The following is a 21454-nucleotide window of genomic DNA, read 5'->3' as shown; positions in this document are numbered from 1 at the left end:
TTCAGGCTGACGTCCACTAACTGAGGGAAGATATGAGCAAGGTCAGAGCGATCGCGTCGACGGTTTCGGCTGTCATCGCGTTTGGTGGCGTCCTCGCTGCTACGCCGGCGCAAGCTGTTTCCGGCGGTGCAGCGGCGGTCGATGGGGCCTATGGCTTCGTGGCCAAGATCGAGATCGACGGCAGCGCGTGCAGTGGTGCTCTCGTGGCATCGGAATGGATCGTGACTTCCGCGACCTGTTTCCCCGGCAACCCGCAGGGCGGCGTGCCGGTCAAGGCGGCCACCGCTATCGTCGGCAGGACCGACCTTTTCGGCACCACCGGAAAGGTCGCCAAGGTGGTGAACCTCGTCTCCCACCCGAGCCGCGGGGTGATGCTCGCCAGGCTTGACACGACGATCACCGGCATCGCACCGGTGACACTGGGCGGTGCGGTCGCCGCGGCCGGCGAGAAGCTGCGCCTGGCGGGCTACGGGCGTACCACCACCGAGTGGGTCCCGAACAAGCTTCACTCGGCGCTGTTCACCGTCGGCACGCCGACCGCGGACAATCTTCCCCTCGTCGGAGACAACGGCGCCGATGCGTGCAAGGGTGACGCGGGTGGTCCGGTGTTCCGCGAGACCGCGGGCAAGTTCGAACTCGCCGGTGTCGTGGGCGCATCGTGGCAGCATGGATGTCTCGCCGTGTCCGAGACGCAGCAAGGCACGACGGCTACGCGCACTGATGGTCTCGCTGAGTGGATCCGGCAGCAGACGTTCGTCGCGACGGCCAAGGCCGTCGATCACGCGATCACGGTCAGCTGGGCTCCGGTCTTGGGGCAGGGGCAGTTGACGTACCGGGTCTACGCGGGGGAGGAGCCCTCGGTTCCGGTGGCCGAAGCTCGCCGGATCGGTTCGACGACGGGAACCAGCTTCACGCACAAGTCCTTGCCTGCCAAGAAGACCTTGTACTACCGGGTCGTCACGACGCCCGCCGGCGGAACGGATCTGTCGTCCAACGTGTCATCGGCGACCACGCCGGTTCCGGCCGTGAGCGACTTCTCCGGTGACGGCAAGGACGACATCGCGGTCTTCACCCGCGGTGATACGGCGGACGTCTACGCGGCTGTTTCCGATGGCGCCAAGTTCGTGGGCAATTCGGTCAAGTGGCATGACCGGTTCGCGACGAACAACGAAGTGCCGTTGGCGGGCGATTTCGACGGTGACGGAAAGACGGACATCGCGACCTTCACCAGGGGGACGCTGGGTGATGTGTATGTGGCGCTGTCCGACGGTGGCAAGTTCGTCGGTGACTCGCAGCAGTGGCACGGTGATTTCGCGTTCGGCGAGGAGATCCCGGCGGTCGGTGACTTCGACGGTGACGGGAAGGATGACATCGCGGTCTTCACCCGTGGGTCGACGGCCTCTGTCTATGTGGCCTTGTCGGATGGCAAGAAGTTCGTGGGTAACGGCGTGAAGTGGCACGGCCGGTTCGCGGGAGGCGCGGAGGTTCCCGTGGTGGGCGATTTCGACGGCGATGGGAAGGACGACATCGCCACCTTCACGCGCGGTACTGCGGGTGACGTCTTCGTCGCGTTCTCCGACGGTGGCAAGTTCGTGGGCGATTCGCTGCAGTGGCACGGCGACTTCGCGTTCGGTGACGAGATCCCCGCCTCGGGCGACTTCGACGGTGATGGGAAGGATGACATCGCGGTCTTCACCCGCGGGACGGCGGCCGATGTCTACGTGGCGTTGTCGAACGGTGCGAGATTTGTCGGGAACGGCGTGAAGTGGCACGAGAACTTCGCCTTTGGGGCCGAATTGCCCGCGGTCGGTGACTTCACCGGTGACGGGAAAGCCGACATTGTCACTTACACGCGCGGCACGGGAGCGGACGTGTATGTCGGCTCGTCCGACGGGTCGAAGTTCGTGGGTGCTTCCGTGCTGTGGCATGGCGATTTCGGTTTCGGTGATGAGGTACTGGTCCCGAGGGCCTTCGCGCTCGGTTTCTGACCGTTCGCCAGTGTCGGGCAGGTGGATCGTCAACCGCCTGCCCGACACTGGCGATTCCGTCACCCGGTAAGATGACTCAAGATCGTTTTGGGGTCCTGCCCAGTTACGGACAGTGTTGTCACGTCACATTACTCTGGGTGGTTGTTGGTCTTTTCGGTTGCCTGGAGAATGCATTGAGCACGGTTACTGTCGAATCCGTATCTGCGCCTGGCAGACCCGGTGGAATTCGCGTTCGGACGTGGAACTGGGCTGTCATCGGGGCCACCGTGGTGGCTTTCCTGGTTCTTGCCTGGCAGCGGCGCTGGATGAGTGATGACGGCCTGATCGTGTTGCGGACGGTGCGGCAGGTCCTGGCGGGCAACGGCCCGGTTTTCAACGCCGGTGAGCGGGTCGAGGCCAATACCAGCACGCTGTGGACGGTAGTCCTCGTGCTGGTGGGGTGGATTCCCGGCGTCAGTCTTGAGTGGATCGCGGTGATCGTCGGACTGGCGTTCTCGGCGGGCGGTCTTGTCCTCGCTCTTGACGGTGCCCGGCGGCTGGCGGGTCCTTCGTCGTCCACTTTCGTTCTCCCGGCGGGTGCGCTTGTCGTGCTGGCGCTGCCGCCTTTTCGTGATTTCGCCACGTCCGGCTTGGAGACCGGGCTGATCAGCCTGTGGCTCGGCGGGACGTGGTGGCTTCTGGTGCGTCGCGGGACTGAACGGCCGTTCGGTCCGGTGTGGTCGACCGCGGTGGTCATCGGGCTGGGGCCGCTGGTGCGTCCGGACCTCGCTCTGTTCAGCGCGGCCGCGATGGTCGGTTTGCTGGTGCTCACGTGGCGGGGCTGGCGGCCCGCGCTGCTTCTTCTTGTCGCGGCGGCTGGGCTTCCGGTGCTGTATCAGGTGTTCCGGATGGGCTACTACGGGCTGATCACCCCGAACACGGCGCTGGTGAAGGAAGCCTCCGAGGCGCTGTGGGACAGCGGATGGGCCTATTTCGGTGATTTCACCGGTCCGTATCTGCTGTGGATCCCGGTCGCCGCGTGTCTGCTCGCCGGGCTGGCCTTGGTGGTGCGGAAGTCCGTGAATCGGCGGGTGGTGGTGCTGCTGGCTGTTCCGCTGCTGGGGGCGGTCATGCTGGCGGCGTATGTCATCCGGGTGGGTGGCGATTTCATGCACGGGCGGATGTTGCTTCCGGCGACGTTCTGTCTGCTGCTCCCGGTGATGGCGATCAGGGTGACCAAGCTGACGTTCGTGCCGGTCGTCGCGGTCGCCGTCTGGGCGGTCATCGCGGGTGGTTGGTTGCGGACTCCGTATGCCGGTCTGGAGGAGCCGATCGACGAGAACGAGGTCATCGCCGACGAGCGTGCCGCCTATGTCGAGGCCAGCGAGACCGAGTATCCGATCCTGGCGCGGGACTTCCGGTTGTTCGTGGCAATGGCCGACGACGCGAACAAGCAACTGGCCGCGCGGCAGGCCCCGGCCATCCACGTGTACGCGGACTCGACGGGGTGGGTCGCGTATCCCTCGGCGAACGGCCGCGACGTGCTCACGTATTTCAACATCGGCGGCCCGGGCATGCTGCTTCCGCTGGACGTGTGGGTGCACGACCCGATCGGGCTGGCCAACCCGGTGGCGGCGCACAGCACCACCGTGCCGGGACGGCGGATCGGGCACAGCAAGTTCGCCGGTTCCAACTGGGATGTCGCGGGTCTCGCCGAGGGGACGACGAAAGCCTTGGCGGCGCGGGGCCAGTACGAGCAGAGCGACCTCGACGCGATCCGGAGAACGCTGGCCTGTCCGCATACGAAGGAGATGCTCGACTCGGTCCGCGCGCCGCTGACCTTCGAACGATTCTGGGACAACCTCATCCACTCGGTCGGCCGGAGCGGACTGCGCTACGACCGCGACCCCGGGAACACGCCGGCCTGCGGATGACCCGTCAGCCGGAGATGGACACCGTCTCCGGCTCACGTTCTTCGGTCGTCGACGGCTCGTCCTTGCGCTTCGGCAGGAACGAGAGCGCGGCGAACGCGGCGGCCAGCAGGGTCGGGTAGATCGTCAGCTGCTGGTGCTTGACGTTCTCGATGCCTTCCGCGAGGCCGGAGACCAGCATCTGGCCCATCGCGAAGAACAGGAAAACGAACACCACGATGCCGACGTCGCGGCGTCCGGTGCGCTTCCGGAAGGCGCGCAGGCCCGCCCAGCCGATGAGCAGCCAGATCGGCAGCAGGGCGAACAGCCCCAGCGGGGCGATCCAGCCGGTGATCCCGGACAGGACCGGGACCCGGTACTCCTTGGCCAGCGGCGGCTGCCCGGCGTGCTCGCCGAAGCTGCCGAGGTTCGGCACCCGTGCGGTCAGCGTCTCCTGCGCGGACCGGTGCAGCATCTCGACCACGCGCACCGGGTGATCCAGGTAGTACTGGGCGACGTTGCGGCGGCTGATCTTGTCGCGATACCGGGCGTACGCGGGGTCGTGCCAGGCCGCGTTCTGGCTCCACCAGCCGGTGCCGACGTACTGGGCGAACTCGGGCGGGAGACCCAGCGCGGCGAGGTCGCCGGTGGTGTCGTGTTTCCCGTCCACGATCCCGTTGAACACGACGTGATACATGTTGGCCTCGCGGTACTCCGCGTTGGCCGAGTCGCCCGCCCCCTGCACCAGCGCGGTACCCGCGCCGACGACGGCGAGCACGGCCAGCGGCAGCGCCCAGCGGGCCAGGCCCCGGCTGCCCGCCGGTCGGACGAACAGCAGCGCGAGCGCGAACAGCGGGATCAGCAGCAGCGTCTGCGACTTCGCGTTGATCCCGATCATCGCGCCGAGCACGGTGACCGCGGCTCCGGTGTAGCGCCACGGCCCGGTGCGGTGCATCAGCAGGAGCCCGCCGGCGAGCAGGAGCATGCCGAGGAAGGCGGCGCCCTCGCTCAGCACGGAGGCGAAGTACCCGAAGAAGGCCGAGTCCGCCGCGACCAGCAGCAGCGCGGCGGTGGCGACGACACTGCCGCGGACGGTAAGGCGCAGGCCGGTCACGATCGCGGCGATCCCGCCCGCGACCAGCAGACAGCCCAAAACGCCCAGGACCAGCAGGTTCAGGATCGAGGACGAGCCGAGCAGCTGCCCGATCCCGCTGGCGATCTTGTCGATCCAGCTCTGGCTGGAGATGTACTCGCTATTGCAGGCAGGGGCGGGGCCGTAGGAAAAGCGGACGAAGCGTTCCGAAGGCCTGTCGAGTTCGCGCGCGCCGAACTGGCACAGGATGCGCCAGCCGTCGCCGTTGTCCGCCATGCCGATCGGACGTGGAAGCAGGAAACGGACGAGAAGCACACCGAGCGAGGCGAAAAACACGCCCAAGGTCAGTCTCAGTTCCCGGATCTTCACTCGCGCCACCTTAGGAGATTCCGGAGGGTGATCAGTTCGTGCCCTCTCGAAGGAGGGTGACGGGCCGGAGGACACTTGGTGGGGATCTCGCCGTCGACGCGTAGGAGAACTGTGGAAGCCCTGGCCAGGTTCGGATTCGAACTGGGTGTGCTCAAGCGGATCCGGCGGGCCGGATGGTGGCAGGCCGGGGTCCGCGATCCCGAATCGGTCGCCGAGCACACCACGCGGGTCGCGCAGCTGGCCGGCCTGCTGGCGGCCGAGGGCGGCGCCGACCCGGCGCGGGCGGCGTACCTCGCGCTTTGGCACGACACGCAGGAGACGCGGACCGGCGACCTTCCGCACACGATCAAGGGTTTCGTCGAGAAGCCGGACCCCCGGGCGATCACCGCCGCGCAGACGTCCGCGCTCCCCGGCGCCGCGCGTGGCTCCGTCCGCGACGCCGTCGACGAGTACGAAACCGCGGAGAGCCCGGAGGCGCTGTACGCACGCGACGCCGACAAGCTGGAGATGCTGCTTCAGGCCGTCGAGTACCGCGACGTCGGCGTACAGAACGTCGACGAGTGGATCGCTTCGGCGACGAAGAGCCTGCAGACCGACCTCGCGCGGCGAGTGGCCGAAGCGGCGCTGACGTTGTCTTCGCTCTCGTGGCGGGTGCGCTGAAAGCAATCGATACCCTGAGCCCGCGTGTATCGACCCCGGCACGCGTGCCTCGTGTGTCAGGCTTGACTCTGTGAAGGAACACCAGTGAACCGGCAGCCGCTGCGCCTCGCCATCATGGAAGCGACCCGCATCCTCACCGAGGCCGGCGTGGCGTCACCACGTTCGGACGCGGAACTGATCGCCTCCCATGTCCTCGGCGTCGAACGCGGCCGCCTGCCGATGGTGCCGCTGGTGGACCCGCCGGTCATCGACGCGATCGGCCAGCTCGTCAACCAGCGGGCCAAACGGATCCCGCTGCAGTACCTCACCGGCTGGGCGGCGCTCGGCGACATCACGGTCAACGTCGGCGCCGGGGTGTTCGTCCCGCGTCCGGAGACCGAACTGCTCCTGGAATGGGGCGTGAAACTGCTGCACGGGCGCGAGTACCCGGTGGTGGTCGACCTGTGCACCGGCTCCGGGGCGCTGGCGCTGGCCGTGCAGCACGCGCGGCCGGACGCCGTGGTCTACGCCGTCGACATCGACGCCCAGGCGCTCGCCTGGGCGCGGCACAACGCCGACGTCCACGCCGACGCGGGGGACACGCCCATCCGGCTGTACTCCGGCGACGTCGCCGACAGCACGATGTTCGCCGAACTCGACGGGCTCGTCGACCTGGTCCTGTGCAACCCGCCGTACGTCCCGGAAGGCACGCCGGTACCGGCGGAGGTCGCCGAGCACGACCCGGCGCGGGCGGTGTTCGCCGAGGAAAGCGGCCTGGCGGTGATCCGGCACGCGATCGCCGCCGCCGCGCGACTGCTGCGGCCCACCGGCGGGATGGCGATCGAGCACGACGACACGCACGGCTCCGCCGTCCCGGCCCTGGTGCGGGCGCGGCGCGTGCTGACCGACGTCCGAGGCCACCTGGACCTGGCCGGACGCCCCCGTTTCGTCACCGCCCTCCGCGTCTCCTGACGCCCCTCCCCGCCCCGCGTTTCGTCCTCTGAACGCGGAAGGGGGCCGAAGCATCCGGCGGTAGTTAGCGGGACTCACGACTTCCGGCGGTGCCCAGGACAAAGCCCGCCTCCTAACGTCGATCACGGCCGCCTCCTCGGCGGTCCGACTGGGAGGTGTACCCCGATGCGATCGTCTCTCCGACGAGCCCCACTCAGAACACTCGCCGTCCTCGCCACCGTCGTACTGCTGCCGGGTCTGTTGGCCCAGCCTGCGTCCGCCGCGGCGCCGGCGAAGGGCTGGCCCGCCCCGATCGACGGGTCGACCTGGGAGAACCAGGACCACATGACGTGGGACGACTACCGCAAGCCACCCGGCACCAACTGGGCCGATCCCACGCTGAAGCCGACCAAGCGGACGTTCAGGGGGGCCGTGGTCCTCGCGGACTACCCGGACCAGGAGTTCGCCGTCACGCAGCCCCCGCGTTCGACGGTGTTCGGCAACCCCGGCCCCGCCGCCAACAACATCCCGCGGGCGAACGTCGCGAAGTTCTACCAGGACTTCCTCAACAAGCCGCAGGCGCTCAACCAGGGCCACACGATCAACGAGTACTGGATGGAGGACTCCGGCGGCAGGATGGGCGTCGAACTCACCGCCTTCGGGCCGTACCGGCTGCCCGGCAAGTCCTTCGAATACGGCATGGAGTTCCAGCCCGACGCGTGTCCGCCCGGCGCGAACTGCAAGCGTGACCTGCGCGCCGACGCGGGCGCCGCCTGGAAGGCGGACGTCGGTGACGTCGCCAAACAGTTCGACTTCGTCTTCTATCTTTCCGCCGGTCAGGACGAGAGCGCGACCTGGCAGGAATTCGGCGTGATGAAATTCGGCGAGCCGGGGAACGTGCCCGCCGAATTCGGTCCGGGTGTCGCCGGAATGCCGAACGCCGCGTCCACCCGCTATGTCCCGTGGACGTCGTGGAAATCCGCGGCGAGCATCTGGCCGAACGCGGTCACCGGCTCCTCGACCCAGGCCGAAAGCTCGGGCCAGGCGGTTTACGCGCACGAATTGAGTCACATTCTCGGCATCGGCGACAACTACAACAACCCGTTCGGCACTCCACCGTCCAGGACCTACACCGGCCCGTGGGAGATGATGTCGCGCGGTAGCTTCAACGGACCCGGCGGACCGCACACGCGCTGGCAGATCCCGGCGATTCAGGGCGGCTCGATGGGGTCGCACCACATGCTGCGCACCAAGATGAAGCTCGACATCATCGACCCGGAAGACGTGCTGAAGCTCGACCGGAACTCCCTTGCCGAGACCGGCCCGGTATCGACGCGGATCACGGCGCGTTCGGTCCTGCCGGGACAGGGTGCCTACAGTGGAATCACCATCGCGCTCACCGGCGGAGACCATTCGCCGAAATGCGATCGCTCGAAGGATCCGTTCTGTGACGGCGGCGGCTTCAACAATTACACCGTCGAGGTCGTCGACCGGATGGGCAGCGATTCCTTCGCCCCCGATTCCGGCGTCATCATCGCGAAGACGAAGAACCAGGACAACGCGCCGTTCGAATGGATCGTCGACGCGCATCCGGCCGACATCGGCATGACCGACTACAAGAAGCCGGACGGCACCGGAGTCCCGATCCCCATCGGCGACTACCGGCAGCTCAACGACGCCGCCTTCAAGGCGGGCACCGGTTCGGCGAGCAAGTACGAGTACACCGACGAGGCGAACAGGCTGAAGTTCCTCGTCACGGACGTCGAGCGCGACCGCAAGGGCGTGCTGTCCTACGTCGTCACGGTGGCCTCGCTCGACGGCGCCGGCACGCGGGCCAGGGGCGTTTCGCTGTGGCCGTCGGTCCCGGCGTTCGCCAAGCAGGGGCTCGCGACCTGCTCGTTCCCGGTGCTCAACACCGGCGACGCGAAGGGCGCCGTGGCGCCGTACGACACCGACACCTACCGCCTGAGCGCGTCCACCACCGCGAAGGGCTGGGAGGTCCGGCTGCCGAACGAGCTGTCCACCGTCCCGTTCGGCGGGCGGTCTTCGGCGACGGCGCACGCCAAACGGGCCGCGGGCGGTGACCACATCGCGCAGATCAAGCTGACCGCGACGTCGATCGCCGACCCGGCCAAGACGGCGACGTCGTTCTGCGCCGCTTTCGCCTTCTGACGGGCGGCTGAAGGGGTCTTTCGCCACTCACGACTCCCTGGACCGATGCGTCATTGAGGTACACGAAGGCCCCCTTCCTTGCGCTAGGCGCAGTGAAGGGGGCCTTCACGCGCATCCGCTGTGACTGGTGGTGCGCCTGGGGCCAACGTGGCGATTCTGACGGTAGTGAAGGCCTCCTTCACTACCGTCAGGGTAGGCAAGGAGGCCTTCACGGACCCCGGCCGCGCGGGGGAAGGGGAGGGGGAGAGGGCTGCGGGGAAGGGGTCATGAAGTGGCGTGGGCCGGGGTGGTCGTGAGTGGTAAGTGGGGTTAGAACGACACTTGCCACTCACGACCACCCCGACCCACGCCCCACCGCGGCGCGAAGGCCGACTTGCCTGAAGGGGTCCTTCACGCGGCGACGGGCACCTTCGCGAGCTCCGAAACGCCACAGGACTACGCTCACCAGCCATGAGCGCGGTGTATGACTGCAGCAAGCGTGAATCCCGGGCCGACGGGCTCGCCGCGGCGGCGAGCGCGGTGCGCTCCAGCCGCCTGGTGGTCCTCCCGACCGACACGGTCTACGGCATCGGCGCGGACGCCTTCGACAGCGGCGCCGTCCAGTCCCTCCTGCGGGCCAAGAACCGCGGCCCGGACATGCCGGTCGGCGTCCTGGTCGGCTCCTGGTCCACTGTGGACGGACTGGTGCTCGGCACGCCGCCGCAGGCCCGCGCGCTCATCGAGGCCTTCTGGCCCGGCGATCTCTCCATCGTCCTGCCGCACGCGCCGAGCCTGCAGTGGGACCTCGGCCAGTCACGCGGAACGGTGATGCTGCGCATGCCGCTGCACCCGGTCGCGCTGGAGCTGCTGCGCGACGTCGGCCCGATGGCGGTCTCCAGCGCCAACGTCTCCGGTCGCCCGCCCGCCTCCACCGCGCAGGAGGCCGTCGACCAGCTCGGCGACAGCGTCGCGGTGTACCTCGACGGCGGGTCCACCGGTGAGGCCGTTCCGTCCTCGATGGTCGATCTCACCGGCGACGACCCGGTCGTCCTGCGGGAGGGCGCGGTCAGCCGTGCCGCGATCGCGGAAGTACTGGGAGTGCCCGCGGAGTCACTGGCCTGATTTCACGAGTGCCAGGACCGTTGACCGCCGTATCCCCCCAGCGCGGTAGCGTGTTCGAGTGACTTGGACCTCGGCGGCGTAACGCACCATGCCTCCTACGCAAGGCCTCCCGATCCGGGAGTACATCCTCGTCGCCCTCACCGCGGCGGCCGTTACTTTCCTGCTCACCGGCGTGGTGCGCCGGGTCGCCATCCGGATCGGCGCGATCGCCAACCCGCGGGCCCGCGACGTCCACGTCACCCCGATCCCGCGGATGGGTGGCATCGGCATCTTCCTCGGCGTCGCCGCCGCGATGGGGCTCGCGCACCAGTTGCCCGCGCTGAGCCGCGGCTTCGACTTCTCCTTCGACTCGCTGGGTGTCCTGCTGGCCGCCGGGGTGATCGCCCTGATCGGTGCGCTCGACGACCGGTTCGAACTGGACGCCTGGACGAAACTGGCCGGTCAGGTCATGTGTGCCGGGATCCTGGTGATCTTCGGCGTGCAGTGGGTGTCGTTCTGGGTGCCGTGGGGTGGCGGTGGCGACTCCTTCGGCCAGGTGCTGGTGCTGGACAAGAACCAGGGCGCGCTGCTGACCGTCGTGCTGGTGGTCGTCATGGTCAACGCGATGAACTTCGTCGACGGCCTCGACGGGCTCGCCGGCGGTCTCGGCTTCATCGCCGCGGCGGCGACCTGCTCGTTCTCGCTCGGCCTGCTCGACTCCTCCGGCGGCGACGTCGGCGCGTACCCGCCCGCCCTCATCGCGGCCACGCTCGCCGGGGCCTGTCTGGGTTTCCTGCCGTACAACTTCCAGCCCGCGAAGATCTTCATGGGCGACTCGGGCTCGATGATGATCGGCCTCATGCTGGCCGGCGCGACGACGTCCGCGTCGGGCCGCGTGCCGTACCCGCAGTTCAGCGGCAAGGACGCGCTCGCGCTTCTCTCGCCGCTCGTCGTGGTCGCCGCGGTGCTGTTCGTGCCGCTGCTCGACCTGATCATGGCGGTCATCCGCCGTACCCGTCGCGGCGAGAGCCCGTTCGCCGCGGACAAGATGCACCTGCACCACCGCCTGCTGGAGATCGGGCATTCGCAGCGCCGCGCGGTGTTGCTCATCTACTTGTGGGCCGGCCTGCTCGCGTTCGGCGCCGTCTCGGTGACGTTGTTCGACGACGCGGCGGTTTTCTGGATTGTCGGATTCGGCTTCCTGCTGGCGACTTTGGTGTCGGTCATCCCCCGGCTGCGGTCGCGGAACCGGACCGCCTGACAGGCTAGATCGGCACGGTCCTACACTGGTCGGTTGAGACGACCAGGGAGTTTTCTGTGAGCGAGACCGAGAAGACCGTCGAGGCGGAGGAAAACCCCCACGCCAAGGTGGTTCTGCAGGCGGCCAACGCGATGATGAAGGCATCCCTGAAGCTGGTTCCGCCCGCGGTGCTGATCTGCATCGTGGTGTTCACCATCCTCAAAGGACAGCCGGGGCTGCTCGGCTCGGTCATCGGCGGCGTGCTCGCCCTCGGGTCCGCGGTCGCGACGCTGGGCCTTATGCGCTTCAGCGCGGGCATGGACCCGATGTTCGTGATGGTGATCGCTCTCGGTGGTTACGTACTCAAGCTCATCCTTCTTTTCGCGGCGCTGAGCGTGCTTCGCGGAGTGGACTCGATCCACCCGATGGCCTTGGGCGTCACCATGATCGTCGCGATTCTCCTGGCCGCCGCGGTGGAGTTCGCGGCGTTCCGCAAGACCAAGATCCCGACGATCATCCCCGCCTCCCACTGACCGGCGGGACCGAGGTCCTGACCTGGGACGGGACCTAGGTCCTCGGCCGATCGGTGGCAATGTAGTACGCCTGTACGGCGCGTCCTATCCTGCTGATATGGTCCGCGTATGGGCGGCGGCCTCGGCTGCCGGCTCCTGATGACGAACCCCGAACAGCAGTGTGGCGACGGTGTTGAATCGTCCCTCATTACCCGCTGGTAGGCGTCTGTCTCCCGGGAGCGCTGCATCGAGATCCTCGTGTGCGGAACGTGAAACCGTGTTCAGCACATCGTGGGGTGGCCGCCTCCGACGACCCGATACGTGTCGGGTACGTTAAGTCCAGATCGTGACGATTCCCCCGGCGGAGTGAACGCCGGCCGGGAGAACCGGAAGGAGCCCAGTGGGCGCGCTGGTACTAGCCGAGGGTGCGGAGTTCGCGCCGCCTGGCGTCAAAGACTTCAACCTACCGCCGTTGTTCGGTTCCGGTTGGTTTGCTTTCACCAAGCCGATGCTGCTGGTGGTCATCTCCCTGATCATCCTCGTCACCTACTTCATGGTGACGTCTCGCCGGTTGAAGGTCGTCCCCGGCAAGGGACAGTTCATGGCCGAATCGCTTTACAACTTCGGCCGCAACAACATCGCGCGTGAGCAGATCGGCTCTGCCGACTTCAAGCCGTTCATCCCGCTTGTACTCGGTCTCTTCAGCTTCGTGCTGGTGAACAACCTCTTCGGGATCATCCCGCTCTTCCAGTTCCCGACCATGGCGCGGATCGGTTTCCCGGTCGCTCTCGCGTTCCTTGTCGTTTACCCGGTGTACCACTACGTCGGGTTCAAACGCCACGGCTTCAAGGGTTACCTGAAGAAGGAACTGGCGCCGGCGGGTATTCCCGGATTCGTTCTGCCGCTGTACTCCACCATCGAGTTCGCGCAGAAGTTCTTCATCGCACCGGCCACTCTGGCCATCCGAGTCTTCGCGGCGATGTTCGCCGGGCACCTCATCATCATGGTCTTCACGCTCGGCGGGAGTTTCCTGTTGACGGACGGTGAAGGCCTGGTCAAGGTCGCGTCGCCGGTGGCGTTCCTGTTCGCCATCGCGATGACCTTCCTGGAGGCATTCATCCAGGTCCTGCAGGCATACATTTTCGCACTGCTGTCCGCAGGGTACATCGGCGCCGCGCTGGCGTCGGAGCACTGAGAAACACCAAAAGCCCCCGATCCGCGTGAGTCGCGCGGACCGAGTTTGAAGGGAAACGCACGTGAGCAACATCGTTCTTGCGCAGGCTGCAGAGGCCGCTGGCAACATCAACCCGGGTCTCGCCGCCATCGGTTACGGCCTCGGCGCGATCGGCCCCGGTATCGGTGTGGGTCTCATCTTCGCCGCCGTCATCAACGGCACCGCCCGTCAGCCGGAGGCCCAGGGCAAGCTGCAGAGCATCGCCTTCTCGACCTTCGTTCTGACCGAGGTTCTGGCGCTGATCGGTATCGTCATTTACTTCCTCGCCTCCGCCTAGGGCTGAGTTTCGCTCATCGCTTAAGGAGACGTTGTGCTGAAGACCGAATTGGTGTTGGCCTCCTCAGAGGTGCCCAACCCGATCGTGCCGCACGTTCCCGAGCTCATCCTCGGGTTCATCGCCTTCCTTCTGCTGCTGTTCGTTCTGAAGAAGTACGTCGTCCCGCGTTTCGAGGCGGCGTACGAGGAGCGGACCAAGCTGATCGAGGGTGGCATCGAGCGGGCCGAGAAGGCGCAGGCCGAAGCCGAAGAAAACCTCGCGCAGTACAAGGCGCAGCTGGCGGAAGCCCGTTCCGAAGCAGCGAAGATCCGCGACGACGCCCGGCTCGAAGCCGAGCAGATCAAGGCGGAGCTGCGGGCCGAGGCGGAGTCCGAGTCCCAGCGCATCGTCGCCCAGGGCCAGGCTCAGCTGCAGGCCCAGAAGGCGCAGATCATCGCCGAGCTGCGCGCCGAACTCGGCCGTAACTCCGTCGAGCTGGCCAGCCGCATCGTCGGCGAGTCGCTCGCGGACGACGCGCGCCGTCACGGCACCGTGGACCGGTTCCTTGCCGAGCTGGAGACCGCGGGTGCCTCCAACGGAGCGGGAAAGTAGACCAGAATGACGCTGCATGCTGCGAGCCGTGAAGCGCTCGACCTCGCCGAGAATCGTCTCGGCGAGGTTCTGGCCGCCGCGGGTACTGACCCGGCGACGGTCGGCGACGAGTTGCTTTCGGTCGTCGCCCTGCTGGACCGGGAGATCGGCCTTCGCCGGGCCGTCGCCGACGGTTCGGCTTCGCCCGAAGCCCGGATCGGCCTCGTCCGCGGGATCCTCGCGGGCAAGGTTTCCGAACCGGCCCTGCAGGTGCTCGACTCCGTGGCGGGCAGCCGCTGGTCGAGCCCGCGCGAATTGACCGACGGGCTCGAAGCCCTCGGCCGCTCGGCGCTGCTCACCAGTGCGGAGAAGTCCGGGAACATCGACGCTGTCGAAGACCAGCTGTTCCGGGTCACTCGTATCGTTGCGGGAGCCCCGGAGCTCGAAAGGGCGCTGTCGGACCTGACAGCCCCCGCGGAAGCGAAGCGGACTCTCGTCCGCAACCTGTTCGCCGACAAGGTGGACGTGGTCACCGAGACCCTCGTCGAGCAGGTCGTCCTGCGCGCCAAGGGCCGCGGGGTCGCCAACGCACTCGAGCGGCTGGTCCAGCTGGCCGCGGAACGCCGTGAACGCTCGGTCGCCCAGGTGACCAGCGCGAGCGCGCTGTCCGACGAGCAGCAGGCTCGGCTGAGCGAGAAGCTCAACGCCCTTTACGGGCGGCAGCTCGCGCTGCACGTCGAGGTGGACCCCAAGCTCGGCGGCGGACTCGTGGTCCGCGTCGGGGACGAGGTCATCGACGGCAGCACCGCGGGGCGCATCGACGCCCTGCGTCGCCGGTTGGCCGGCTGACCCACAACAACGACTTTGCACACTGGCACGAACGAAGCGAGAGCGGGATTGAAATGGCGGAGCTGACGATCTCCTCGGATGAGATCCGTAGCGCGATCGAGAACTACGTCTCGAGTTACGCCCCGGACGTGAGCCGGGAAGAGGTCGGCGTCGTCGTCGACGCCGGTGACGGTATCGCCCACATCGAGGGTCTTCCCTCGGCCATGGCGAACGAGCTGCTCGAGTTCCCCGGCGGGGTCCTCGGCGTCGCACTGAACCTGGACGCGCGCTCCATCGGTGCCGCGATCCTCGGTGACTTCGAGACCGTCGTCGAAGGCCAGCAGGTCAAGCGCACCGGCCAGGTCCTTTCGGTCCCGGTCGGCGAGGGCTACCTCGGCCGCGTGGTGAACCCGCTGGGCGCCCCGATCGACGGCCTCGGCGAGATCGAGACCACCGAGCGTCGCCCGCTGGAGGTCAAGGCCGCTTCGGTGGTCGAGCGCCAGCCGGTGGCCGAGCCGCTGCAGACCGGTATCACCGCGATCGACGCGATGACCCCGATCGGCCGTGGCCAGCGTCAGCTGATCATCGGTGACCGCAAGACCGGTAAGACGGCCGTCGCGGTGGACACGATCATCAACCAGAAGGCCAACTGGGAGACCGGCGACCCGAAGAAGCAGGTTCGCTGCATCTACGTCGCGGTCGGCCAGAAGGGCTCCACGATCGCCGCGGTGAAGAAGTCCCTCGAGGACGCCGGCGCGATGGAGTACACCACCATCGTCGCGGCCCCCGCGTCGGACTCCGCCGGCTTCAAGTGGATCGCGCCGTACACCGGTTCGGCCATCGGCCAGCACTGGATGTACGAGGGCAAGCACGTCCTCATCGTGTTCGACGACCTGACCAAGCAGGCCGACGCCTACCGCGCGATCTCGCTGCTGCTGCGTCGCCCGCCGGGCCGTGAAGCCTTCCCCGGCGACGTCTTCTACTTGCACTCCCGTCTCCTCGAGCGGTGCGCCAAGCTCTCGGACGAGCTGGGCGCGGGCTCGCTGACCGGTCTCCCGATCATCGAGACCAAGGCGAACGACGTGTCGGCCTACATCCCGACCAACGTCATCTCGATCACCGACGGTCAGTGCTTCTTCCAGTCGGACCTGTTCAACGCCGGTCAGCGCCCGGCCATCGACGTGGGTATCTCGGTTTCCCGCGTGGGTGGTGCCGCGCAGGTCAAGGCGATGAAGGACGTTTCGGGTTCGCTCCGGATCGACCTGTCGCAGTACCGCGAGCTGGAGGCCTTCGCGGCCTTCGCTTCGGACCTCGACGACGCGTCGAAGGCGCAGCTCGAGCGCGGCGTCCGCCTGTACGAGGTGCTCAAGCAGCCGCAGTACTCCCCGATCCCGGTCGAGGAGCAGGTCGTCACGGTGTACCTGGGCACGAAGGGGCACTTCGACACGGTTCCGACCGAGGACGTGCGCCGCTTCCGCGACGAGTTCGTCGACTCCGCTCGCCGTAAGCACGGCGAACTGCTCAAGGACATCCGCGAGTCGGGCAAGTTCTCCAAGGAGACCGCTTCCGGGCTGGTCGACGCGGTGAACGAGTTCAAGAAGGAGTTCACCACCTCCGAGGGCAAGAGCCTGGTCGAGGTCTCCGACGCGATGGCCGCCGAGAAGGTCGGGCAGGAGACCGTCAAGGTCAACAAGCCCGCACCGAAGAAGTGAGCTGGTAGCTCATGGCCGCACAACTCCGAGAACTCCGGTCGCGTATCAAGGCGACCAAGTCCATCGGCAAGATCACCAAGGCGATGGAGCTCATCGCGACGGCGCGCATCACCAAGGCGCGGGCCAAGGTCGCGGCGTCCCGGCCCTACGCGGACGAGATCACGAACGTGCTCTCCGCGTTGGCCAGCGCGTCGTCGAACCTCGACCACCCGTTGCTCGTCGAGCGCGCGAACCCGAAGCGCGCGGCGGTCCTCGTGATCACCAGCGACAAGGGTCAGTGCGGTGGGTACAACTCCAACGTGCTGAAGGCGACCGAGGAACTCCTCACCCTGCTGCGTCAGCAGGGCAAGGAGCCGGTGCTGTACGTGACCGGCAACAAGGGCCTGAGCTACTACCGCTTCCGTGGCCGCGAGGTGACCGAAGGCTGGACGGGTTTCTCCGACCAGCCCGGTTACGTCAACGCCGCGGGTGCGGGTGAGCTCATCGTCGAGTCGTTCCTCAACGGCGCCGACGACGAGGCGGGCAACGCCGACGGCATCCTCGGTGTCGACGAGATCCACGTCGTCTACACCGAGTTCGTCTCGATGCTCACCCAGCGTCCGATCGCCAAGCGCGTCGCGCCGCTCGAGGTCGAGTACACCGAGGACGAAGAGGAAAAGCCCGAAAGCCTGCTCCCGAGCTACGAGTTCGAGCCCAGTGCCGAAAAGCTGCTCTCCGCGCTGCTGCCGAAGTACATCAACACGCGGATCTTCGCGGCCATGCTCGAGTCGGCCGCGTCGGAACTCGCCGCGCGCCGGACCGCGATGAAGGCCGCGTCGGACAATGCGAACGAACTGGTGAACACGCTGACGCGGGAGGCGAACCAGGCCCGCCAGGCGCAGATCACCCAGGAGATCAGCGAAATTGTTGGTGGCGTGGACGCGCTCACCGCTGCAGGAAGTGATGACTGATGACCAGTACTGAAACCCCGCGTGCCAAGGGGCGCATCGTCTCGGTGACCGGCCCGGTCGTCGACGTCGAGTTCCCGCGCGGTGCCGTTCCCGACCAGTTCAACGCGCTCAAGGTCGAAATCGAGTTCGAGCAGCTGCGCAAGACGGTGACCCTCGAGGTCGCCAGCCACCTCGGTGACAACCTCGTCCGCACCATCTCGCTCCAGCCGCAGGACGGCCTGGTGCGTGGCGCCGAGGTCACCAACACCGGTGGCCCCATCACCGTCCCGGTGGGCGACAAGGTCAAGGGCCACGTCTACAACGCGCTCGGCGAGTGCCTCGACGAGCCCGGCTACGGCGAGGACCTCGAGCGCTGGGGCATCCACCGCAACCCGCCTTCCTTCGACCAGCTCGAAGGCAAGACGAAGATGCTGGAGACCGGCCTCAAGGTCGTCGACCTGCTGACCCCGTACGTCGAGGGTGGCAAGATCGGCCTGTTCGGCGGTGCCGGCGTCGGCAAGACGGTGCTCATCAAGGAGATGATCACCCGTGTCGCCCGGAACTTCGGTGGTACCTCGGTGTTCGCCGGTGTCGGCGAGCGCACCCGTGAGGGCAACGACCTCTTCCTGGAGATGTCCGAGGACGGCGTCATCAACGACACCGCCCTCGTCTTCGGTCAGATGGACGAGCCACCGGGCACCCGTATGCGGGTCGCGCTGTCCGCGCTGACCATGGCGGAGTACTTCCGCGATGTGCAGAACCAGGACGTGCTGCTCTTCATCGACAACATCTTCCGGTTCACCCAGGCCGGTTCCGAGGTGTCGACCCTGCTGGGCCGCATGCCTTCGGCCGTGGGTTACCAGCCGACGCTGGCCGACGAGATGGGGCAGCTCCAGGAGCGGATCACCTCGACCCGTGGTCGTTCGATCACCTCGATGCAGGCGATCTACGTCCCCGCGGACGACTACACCGACCCGGCCCCGGCGACGACGTTCGCCCACCTGGACGCCACCACGGAGCTTTCGCGTGGCGTGTTCCAGAAGGGCATCTTCCCGGCGGTGGACCCGCTGGCGTCGACGTCGACCATTCTCGACCCGGCCATCGTCGGTGAGGACCACTACCGCGTGGCCTCCGAGGTCATCCGGATCCTGCAGAAGTACAAGGAACTGCAGGACATCATCGCGATCCTCGGTATGGACGAGCTCTCGGAAGAAGACAAGCTGACCGTTCAGCGCGCGCGCCGCATCGAGCGGTTCCTGTCGCAGAACATGCTGGTCGCCGAGGCGTTCACGCAGATCCCGGGCTCGACCGTGCCGCTGTCGGAGACCATCGAGTCCTTCGACCGCATCACCAAGGGCGACTTCGACCACTACCCGGAGCAGGCGTTCCTGGGTATCGGTGGCCTCGAAGACCTCGAGAAGAAGTACAAGGAAATCACCAAGAAGTGATGTTCCGACGAGCGGCGGGATCAGTGTCTACTGTGGACGCTGGTCCCGTCGTTCGCATAGCGGAACGTTTGACTATTACACTCGGTGCCAGCACCTGAGGTGAAGGGAAGCTACGTGGCTGAGATTTCTGTCGAGCTGGTAGCCGTCGAGCGCCGTCTGTGGTCCGGTACCGCCACGTTCGTGGTGGCTCAGACCACCGAGGGCGAGATCGGCATCATGGCCGGTCACGAGCCGGTTCTGGGCCAGCTCGTCGAGGGTGGCGTCGTGAAAGTGACGACCACGGACGGCGAGACCGTGTGTGCCGCGGTGCACGGCGGTTTCCTGTCGGTCACCGCGACCGGCGTGAGCATCCTCGCCGAGAGCGCTGAGCTTTCGGACGAGATCGACGTCGAGGCGGCCAAGAAGGCGCTGGGCGGCGAAGACGAGCAAGAGCGGGCTAGGGCGACCGCCCAGCTCCGCGCGGCCGGTCAGTCAGTCTGACCGGGCGAGGGGCAGGGGCCGGGCCGTGGAAATCGCCGTGGGAGTTCTCGGGGCCCTGACCATCCTGGCCGTCGTCGTGGCCTGGTACGCGTTGCGATGGGTCCGGATGCGCCGCGGCGGAGGCGTGAGTGTCGCGCTTCGGTGGCGTCCGGACGAGGCGCGGTCCAGCTGGCATCTGGGGCTGGGCCGCTACGAGGGCGACGAGTTCGTCTGGTTCCGGGTGTGGAGCCTGCGGACCGGCCCGGACCGGGTCTTCCAGCGGGCGAGCATGGAGATCGCGGACCGGCGCGACCCCTCCGGCACGGAGGCGTACGCCGTCCCCGAAGGTTCGATCGTCCTGCGGTGTGAGTCCGCCACGCAGGAGGCGATCGAGATCGCGATGGGCCCCGGCGCCCTCACCGGCTTCCTTTCCTGGCTCGAGTCCGCTCCTCCGGGCCGGCGCCTCCCACGCGCTTCCTGAATCGGTTCCGCGGCACGTCGTATGCTCACGCCGTGACCATCGTCGACATCCCCGGTTCGAAGTCGATCACCGCCCGAGGCCTGTTCCTCGCGGCCGCCGCCCACGGTACGACCGTGCTGAGCAGGCCGCTGCGTTCGGACGACTCCGAGGGCTTCGCCGAAGGCCTCCTGAAGCTCGGCTATCAGGTGTCCCGCTCCGAGTCGGAGTGGACCATCGCCGGCAGGCCGGAAGGCCCCGCCTCCGACAGCGCCGACGTCTTCTGCCGTGACGGTGCCACCACCGCGCGCTTCCTGCCCGCCCTGGCCGCAGCCGGGCACGGGACCTTCCGCTTCGACGCGTCCGAACAGATGCGTGCCCGGCCGCTGGGGCCGCTCACCGACGCGCTGCTCGAACTGGGCGTCGACCTCACCTTCGAGGGCTCACCGGGTCACCATCCGCTGGTGGTGCGGGCCGCCGGGATCAAGGGCGGCGAACTGACGCTCGACGCGGGGCTGTCCTCGCAGTTCCTGACCGCGTTGCTGCTGGTCGGGCCGCTGACCGCGGAGGGACTGCGGATCACCGTGACGGACCTCGTTTCGGTGCCCTACGTCGAGATCACCATCGCGATGATGCGGCGCTTCGGCGTCGAGGTCGTCCGGGACGGCGACACGTTCGTCGTGCCGCCCACGCCATACCAGGCTTGCCACTACGAGATCGAGCCCGACGCTTCGACGTCCAGCTACTTCTTCGCGGCGGCGGCCTTGGCCGGGCAGTCGGTGACGATCCAGGGGCTTTCGACCGGGGCGCTGCAGGGCGACCTGCAGTTCGTCGAGGTCCTGCGGCAGATGGGCGCGGACGTCGAGATCGGCGCGGACGCCGTGACCGTGAGCGGGACGGGCGGGCTGCGCGGCGTCACGGTGAACATGCGCGACATCTCCGACACGGTGCCGACGCTCGCGGCCATCGCGCCGTTCGCGGACGGGCCGGTGCGGATCGAGGACGTCTACAACACCCGGATCAAGGAATGCGACCGGCTGGCCGCGTGCGAGGAGAACCTGCGCGCGATGGGTGTCGCGGTCGAGACCGGACGGGACTGGATCGAGATCCAGCCGGGTGCGCCGACGGGGGCCTTGGTGAAGTGCCGGCGGGATCACCGGATCGCGATGGCGTTCAGCGTCACGGGGCTGCGCACGCCCGGGATCACGCTGGACGACCCGGCTTGCGTGAAGAAGACCTTCCCGGGGTTCCATGACGCTCTCGCCGCGCTCCGTGCCTCCTGGGGCCTCTGACGCATTTCGCCCTCTGAATGCCGTCCGGGAAAACATGGGATCATCACGAAGCGGCATTTCTACCGGGCTTCGAACGTGATCCACGTCTATTCTCGGTCCATGACTCAGAGCGAGGACACGAACCGCTGGAGCCACCTTCCCGAGTCCGTGTCCATGGAGGACACGATCACGATGAAGGCGATCGACCCGGGCAAGGACGGCACGCCCGACGTCGACCTCGAGCGCTATTGGGCGGCACAGGAACAGGGCTGAACGTGCGCTGAAGGACGCTTTCCCCGCATCAGATGGGGGAAAGCGTCCTTCGCTGCGTCTTAC

20 protein-coding genes are annotated in these 21454 nt (G+C 67.3%); 19 read left to right on the top strand and 1 reads right to left on the bottom strand.

Annotated features, from left to right (window positions below; translation table 11 throughout):
* Positions 1 to 32: 32 nt before the first annotated feature.
* Positions 33 to 1988, top strand: a complete 1956-nt coding sequence (locus ACFOSH_RS32820) for an FG-GAP-like repeat-containing protein (protein ID WP_378243568.1) — start codon at positions 33 to 35, stop codon at positions 1986 to 1988.
* A 305-nt stretch (positions 1989 to 2293) separates the two neighbouring features.
* Positions 2294 to 3901: an arabinofuranosyltransferase gene (locus tag ACFOSH_RS32815; protein ID WP_378243567.1), complete on the top strand. Its 1608-nt coding sequence runs from the start codon at positions 2294 to 2296 to the stop codon at positions 3899 to 3901.
* A 4-nt stretch (positions 3902 to 3905) separates the two neighbouring features.
* Here ACFOSH_RS32815 and wsfD read toward each other — a convergent pair whose 3' ends face one another.
* On the bottom strand, positions 3906 to 5339 hold the full coding sequence (wsfD, locus tag ACFOSH_RS32810) for a glycan biosynthesis hexose transferase WsfD (RefSeq protein ID WP_378243565.1): 1434 nt from the start codon (positions 5337 to 5339) through the stop codon (positions 3906 to 3908).
* 111 nt (positions 5340 to 5450) lie between these two features.
* Here wsfD and ACFOSH_RS32805 point away from each other — a divergent pair, with 111 nt between their 5' ends.
* The 17 genes from ACFOSH_RS32805 (at position 5451) to ACFOSH_RS32725 (ending at position 21391) form a co-directional block, all read left to right on the top strand.
* The gene (locus tag ACFOSH_RS32805; RefSeq protein WP_378243563.1) at positions 5451 to 5999 is read left to right on the top strand and encodes an HD domain-containing protein; all 549 of its coding nucleotides are present in this window, start codon (positions 5451 to 5453) and stop codon (positions 5997 to 5999) included.
* An 84-nt stretch (positions 6000 to 6083) separates the two neighbouring features.
* Positions 6084 to 6950 carry a peptide chain release factor N(5)-glutamine methyltransferase gene (prmC, locus tag ACFOSH_RS32800; protein WP_378243561.1) on the top strand — a complete coding sequence of 289 codons (867 nt, stop codon included), beginning with the start codon at positions 6084 to 6086 and terminating at the stop codon, positions 6948 to 6950.
* Positions 6951 to 7115: 165 nt separating this feature from the next.
* Positions 7116 to 9101 carry a M6 family metalloprotease domain-containing protein gene (locus ACFOSH_RS32795; protein WP_378243559.1) on the top strand — a complete coding sequence of 662 codons (1986 nt, stop codon included), beginning with the start codon at positions 7116 to 7118 and terminating at the stop codon, positions 9099 to 9101.
* Between the two features lie 450 nt (positions 9102 to 9551).
* Positions 9552 to 10202 (top strand): L-threonylcarbamoyladenylate synthase, encoded by a 651-nt coding sequence (locus ACFOSH_RS32790; RefSeq protein WP_378243558.1) that lies wholly within the window; start codon positions 9552 to 9554, stop codon positions 10200 to 10202.
* An 88-nt stretch (positions 10203 to 10290) separates the two neighbouring features.
* Positions 10291 to 11442 (top strand): glycosyltransferase family 4 protein, encoded by a 1152-nt coding sequence (locus ACFOSH_RS32785; protein WP_378243556.1) that lies wholly within the window; start codon positions 10291 to 10293, stop codon positions 11440 to 11442.
* A gap of 56 nt (positions 11443 to 11498) precedes the next feature.
* The gene (locus ACFOSH_RS32780) at positions 11499 to 11954 is read left to right on the top strand and encodes a hypothetical protein (RefSeq protein ID WP_378243554.1); all 456 of its coding nucleotides are present in this window, start codon (positions 11499 to 11501) and stop codon (positions 11952 to 11954) included.
* A gap of 379 nt (positions 11955 to 12333) precedes the next feature.
* Positions 12334 to 13128: a F0F1 ATP synthase subunit A gene (atpB, locus tag ACFOSH_RS32775; protein ID WP_378243552.1), complete on the top strand. Its 795-nt coding sequence runs from the start codon at positions 12334 to 12336 to the stop codon at positions 13126 to 13128.
* 61 nt (positions 13129 to 13189) lie between these two features.
* Positions 13190 to 13444 (top strand): ATP F0F1 synthase subunit C, encoded by a 255-nt coding sequence (locus tag ACFOSH_RS32770; protein ID WP_378243551.1) that lies wholly within the window; start codon positions 13190 to 13192, stop codon positions 13442 to 13444.
* Between the two features lie 33 nt (positions 13445 to 13477).
* Positions 13478 to 14035 carry a F0F1 ATP synthase subunit B gene (locus tag ACFOSH_RS32765; RefSeq protein ID WP_378243549.1) on the top strand — a complete coding sequence of 186 codons (558 nt, stop codon included), beginning with the start codon at positions 13478 to 13480 and terminating at the stop codon, positions 14033 to 14035.
* Positions 14036 to 14041: 6 nt separating this feature from the next.
* Positions 14042 to 14863 carry a F0F1 ATP synthase subunit delta gene (locus tag ACFOSH_RS32760; RefSeq protein WP_378243547.1) on the top strand — a complete coding sequence of 274 codons (822 nt, stop codon included), beginning with the start codon at positions 14042 to 14044 and terminating at the stop codon, positions 14861 to 14863.
* Positions 14864 to 14916: 53 nt separating this feature from the next.
* On the top strand, positions 14917 to 16554 hold the full coding sequence (atpA, locus tag ACFOSH_RS32755; protein WP_378243545.1) for a F0F1 ATP synthase subunit alpha: 1638 nt from the start codon (positions 14917 to 14919) through the stop codon (positions 16552 to 16554).
* Between the two features lie 11 nt (positions 16555 to 16565).
* A complete protein-coding gene (locus tag ACFOSH_RS32750) occupies positions 16566 to 17504 on the top strand; it encodes a F0F1 ATP synthase subunit gamma (protein WP_378243543.1) in 939 nt (312 codons plus the stop codon).
* A complete protein-coding gene (gene atpD / locus ACFOSH_RS32745; protein ID WP_378243541.1) occupies positions 17504 to 18931 on the top strand; it encodes a F0F1 ATP synthase subunit beta in 1428 nt (475 codons plus the stop codon). Before ACFOSH_RS32750 ends, atpD begins: the two co-directional genes overlap by 1 nt.
* Positions 18932 to 19045: 114 nt before the next feature.
* Entirely contained in the window at positions 19046 to 19411 is a 366-nt protein-coding gene (locus tag ACFOSH_RS32740; protein ID WP_093938091.1) for a F0F1 ATP synthase subunit epsilon, read from the top strand.
* Positions 19412 to 19436: 25 nt separating this feature from the next.
* A complete protein-coding gene (locus ACFOSH_RS32735) occupies positions 19437 to 19871 on the top strand; it encodes a DUF2550 domain-containing protein (RefSeq protein ID WP_026466921.1) in 435 nt (144 codons plus the stop codon).
* A 32-nt stretch (positions 19872 to 19903) separates the two neighbouring features.
* Entirely contained in the window at positions 19904 to 21139 is a 1236-nt protein-coding gene (gene aroA, locus ACFOSH_RS32730) for a 3-phosphoshikimate 1-carboxyvinyltransferase (protein WP_378243538.1), read from the top strand.
* Positions 21140 to 21238: 99 nt separating this feature from the next.
* A complete protein-coding gene (locus tag ACFOSH_RS32725; RefSeq protein ID WP_378243536.1) occupies positions 21239 to 21391 on the top strand; it encodes a hypothetical protein in 153 nt (50 codons plus the stop codon).
* Positions 21392 to 21454: the final 63 nt, after the last annotated feature.

Origin of the sequence: Amycolatopsis speibonae, assembly GCF_042647925.1 — a bacterium.
GTDB classification, from domain to species: domain Bacteria; phylum Actinomycetota; class Actinomycetes; order Mycobacteriales; family Pseudonocardiaceae; genus Amycolatopsis; species Amycolatopsis speibonae.
The sequence above is the reverse complement of the archived record's forward strand: the minus strand, read 5'-3'. Positions and strand labels throughout refer to the sequence as shown.

What these genes read in the sequence shown, in the direction of transcription:
- ACFOSH_RS32820 (WP_378243568.1), top strand. Translation starts at nt 33, where the DNA reads ATGAGCAAGGTCAGAGCGATCGCGTCGACGGTTTCGGCTGTCATCGCG.
- ACFOSH_RS32815 (WP_378243567.1), top strand. Translation starts at nt 2,294, where the DNA reads ATGAGTGATGACGGCCTGATCGTGTTGCGGACGGTGCGGCAGGTCCTG.
- ACFOSH_RS32795 (WP_378243559.1), top strand. Translation starts at nt 7,116, where the DNA reads ATGCGATCGTCTCTCCGACGAGCCCCACTCAGAACACTCGCCGTCCTC.
- ACFOSH_RS32790 (WP_378243558.1), top strand. Translation starts at nt 9,552, where the DNA reads ATGAGCGCGGTGTATGACTGCAGCAAGCGTGAATCCCGGGCCGACGGG.
- ACFOSH_RS32785 (WP_378243556.1), top strand. Translation starts at nt 10,291, where the DNA reads ATGCCTCCTACGCAAGGCCTCCCGATCCGGGAGTACATCCTCGTCGCC.
- ACFOSH_RS32760 (WP_378243547.1), top strand. Translation starts at nt 14,042, where the DNA reads ATGACGCTGCATGCTGCGAGCCGTGAAGCGCTCGACCTCGCCGAGAAT.
- atpA (WP_378243545.1), top strand. Translation starts at nt 14,917, where the DNA reads ATGGCGGAGCTGACGATCTCCTCGGATGAGATCCGTAGCGCGATCGAG.
- ACFOSH_RS32750 (WP_378243543.1), top strand. Translation starts at nt 16,566, where the DNA reads ATGGCCGCACAACTCCGAGAACTCCGGTCGCGTATCAAGGCGACCAAG.
- atpD (WP_378243541.1), top strand. Translation starts at nt 17,504, where the DNA reads ATGACCAGTACTGAAACCCCGCGTGCCAAGGGGCGCATCGTCTCGGTG.
- ACFOSH_RS32725 (WP_378243536.1), top strand. Translation starts at nt 21,239, where the DNA reads ATGACTCAGAGCGAGGACACGAACCGCTGGAGCCACCTTCCCGAGTCC.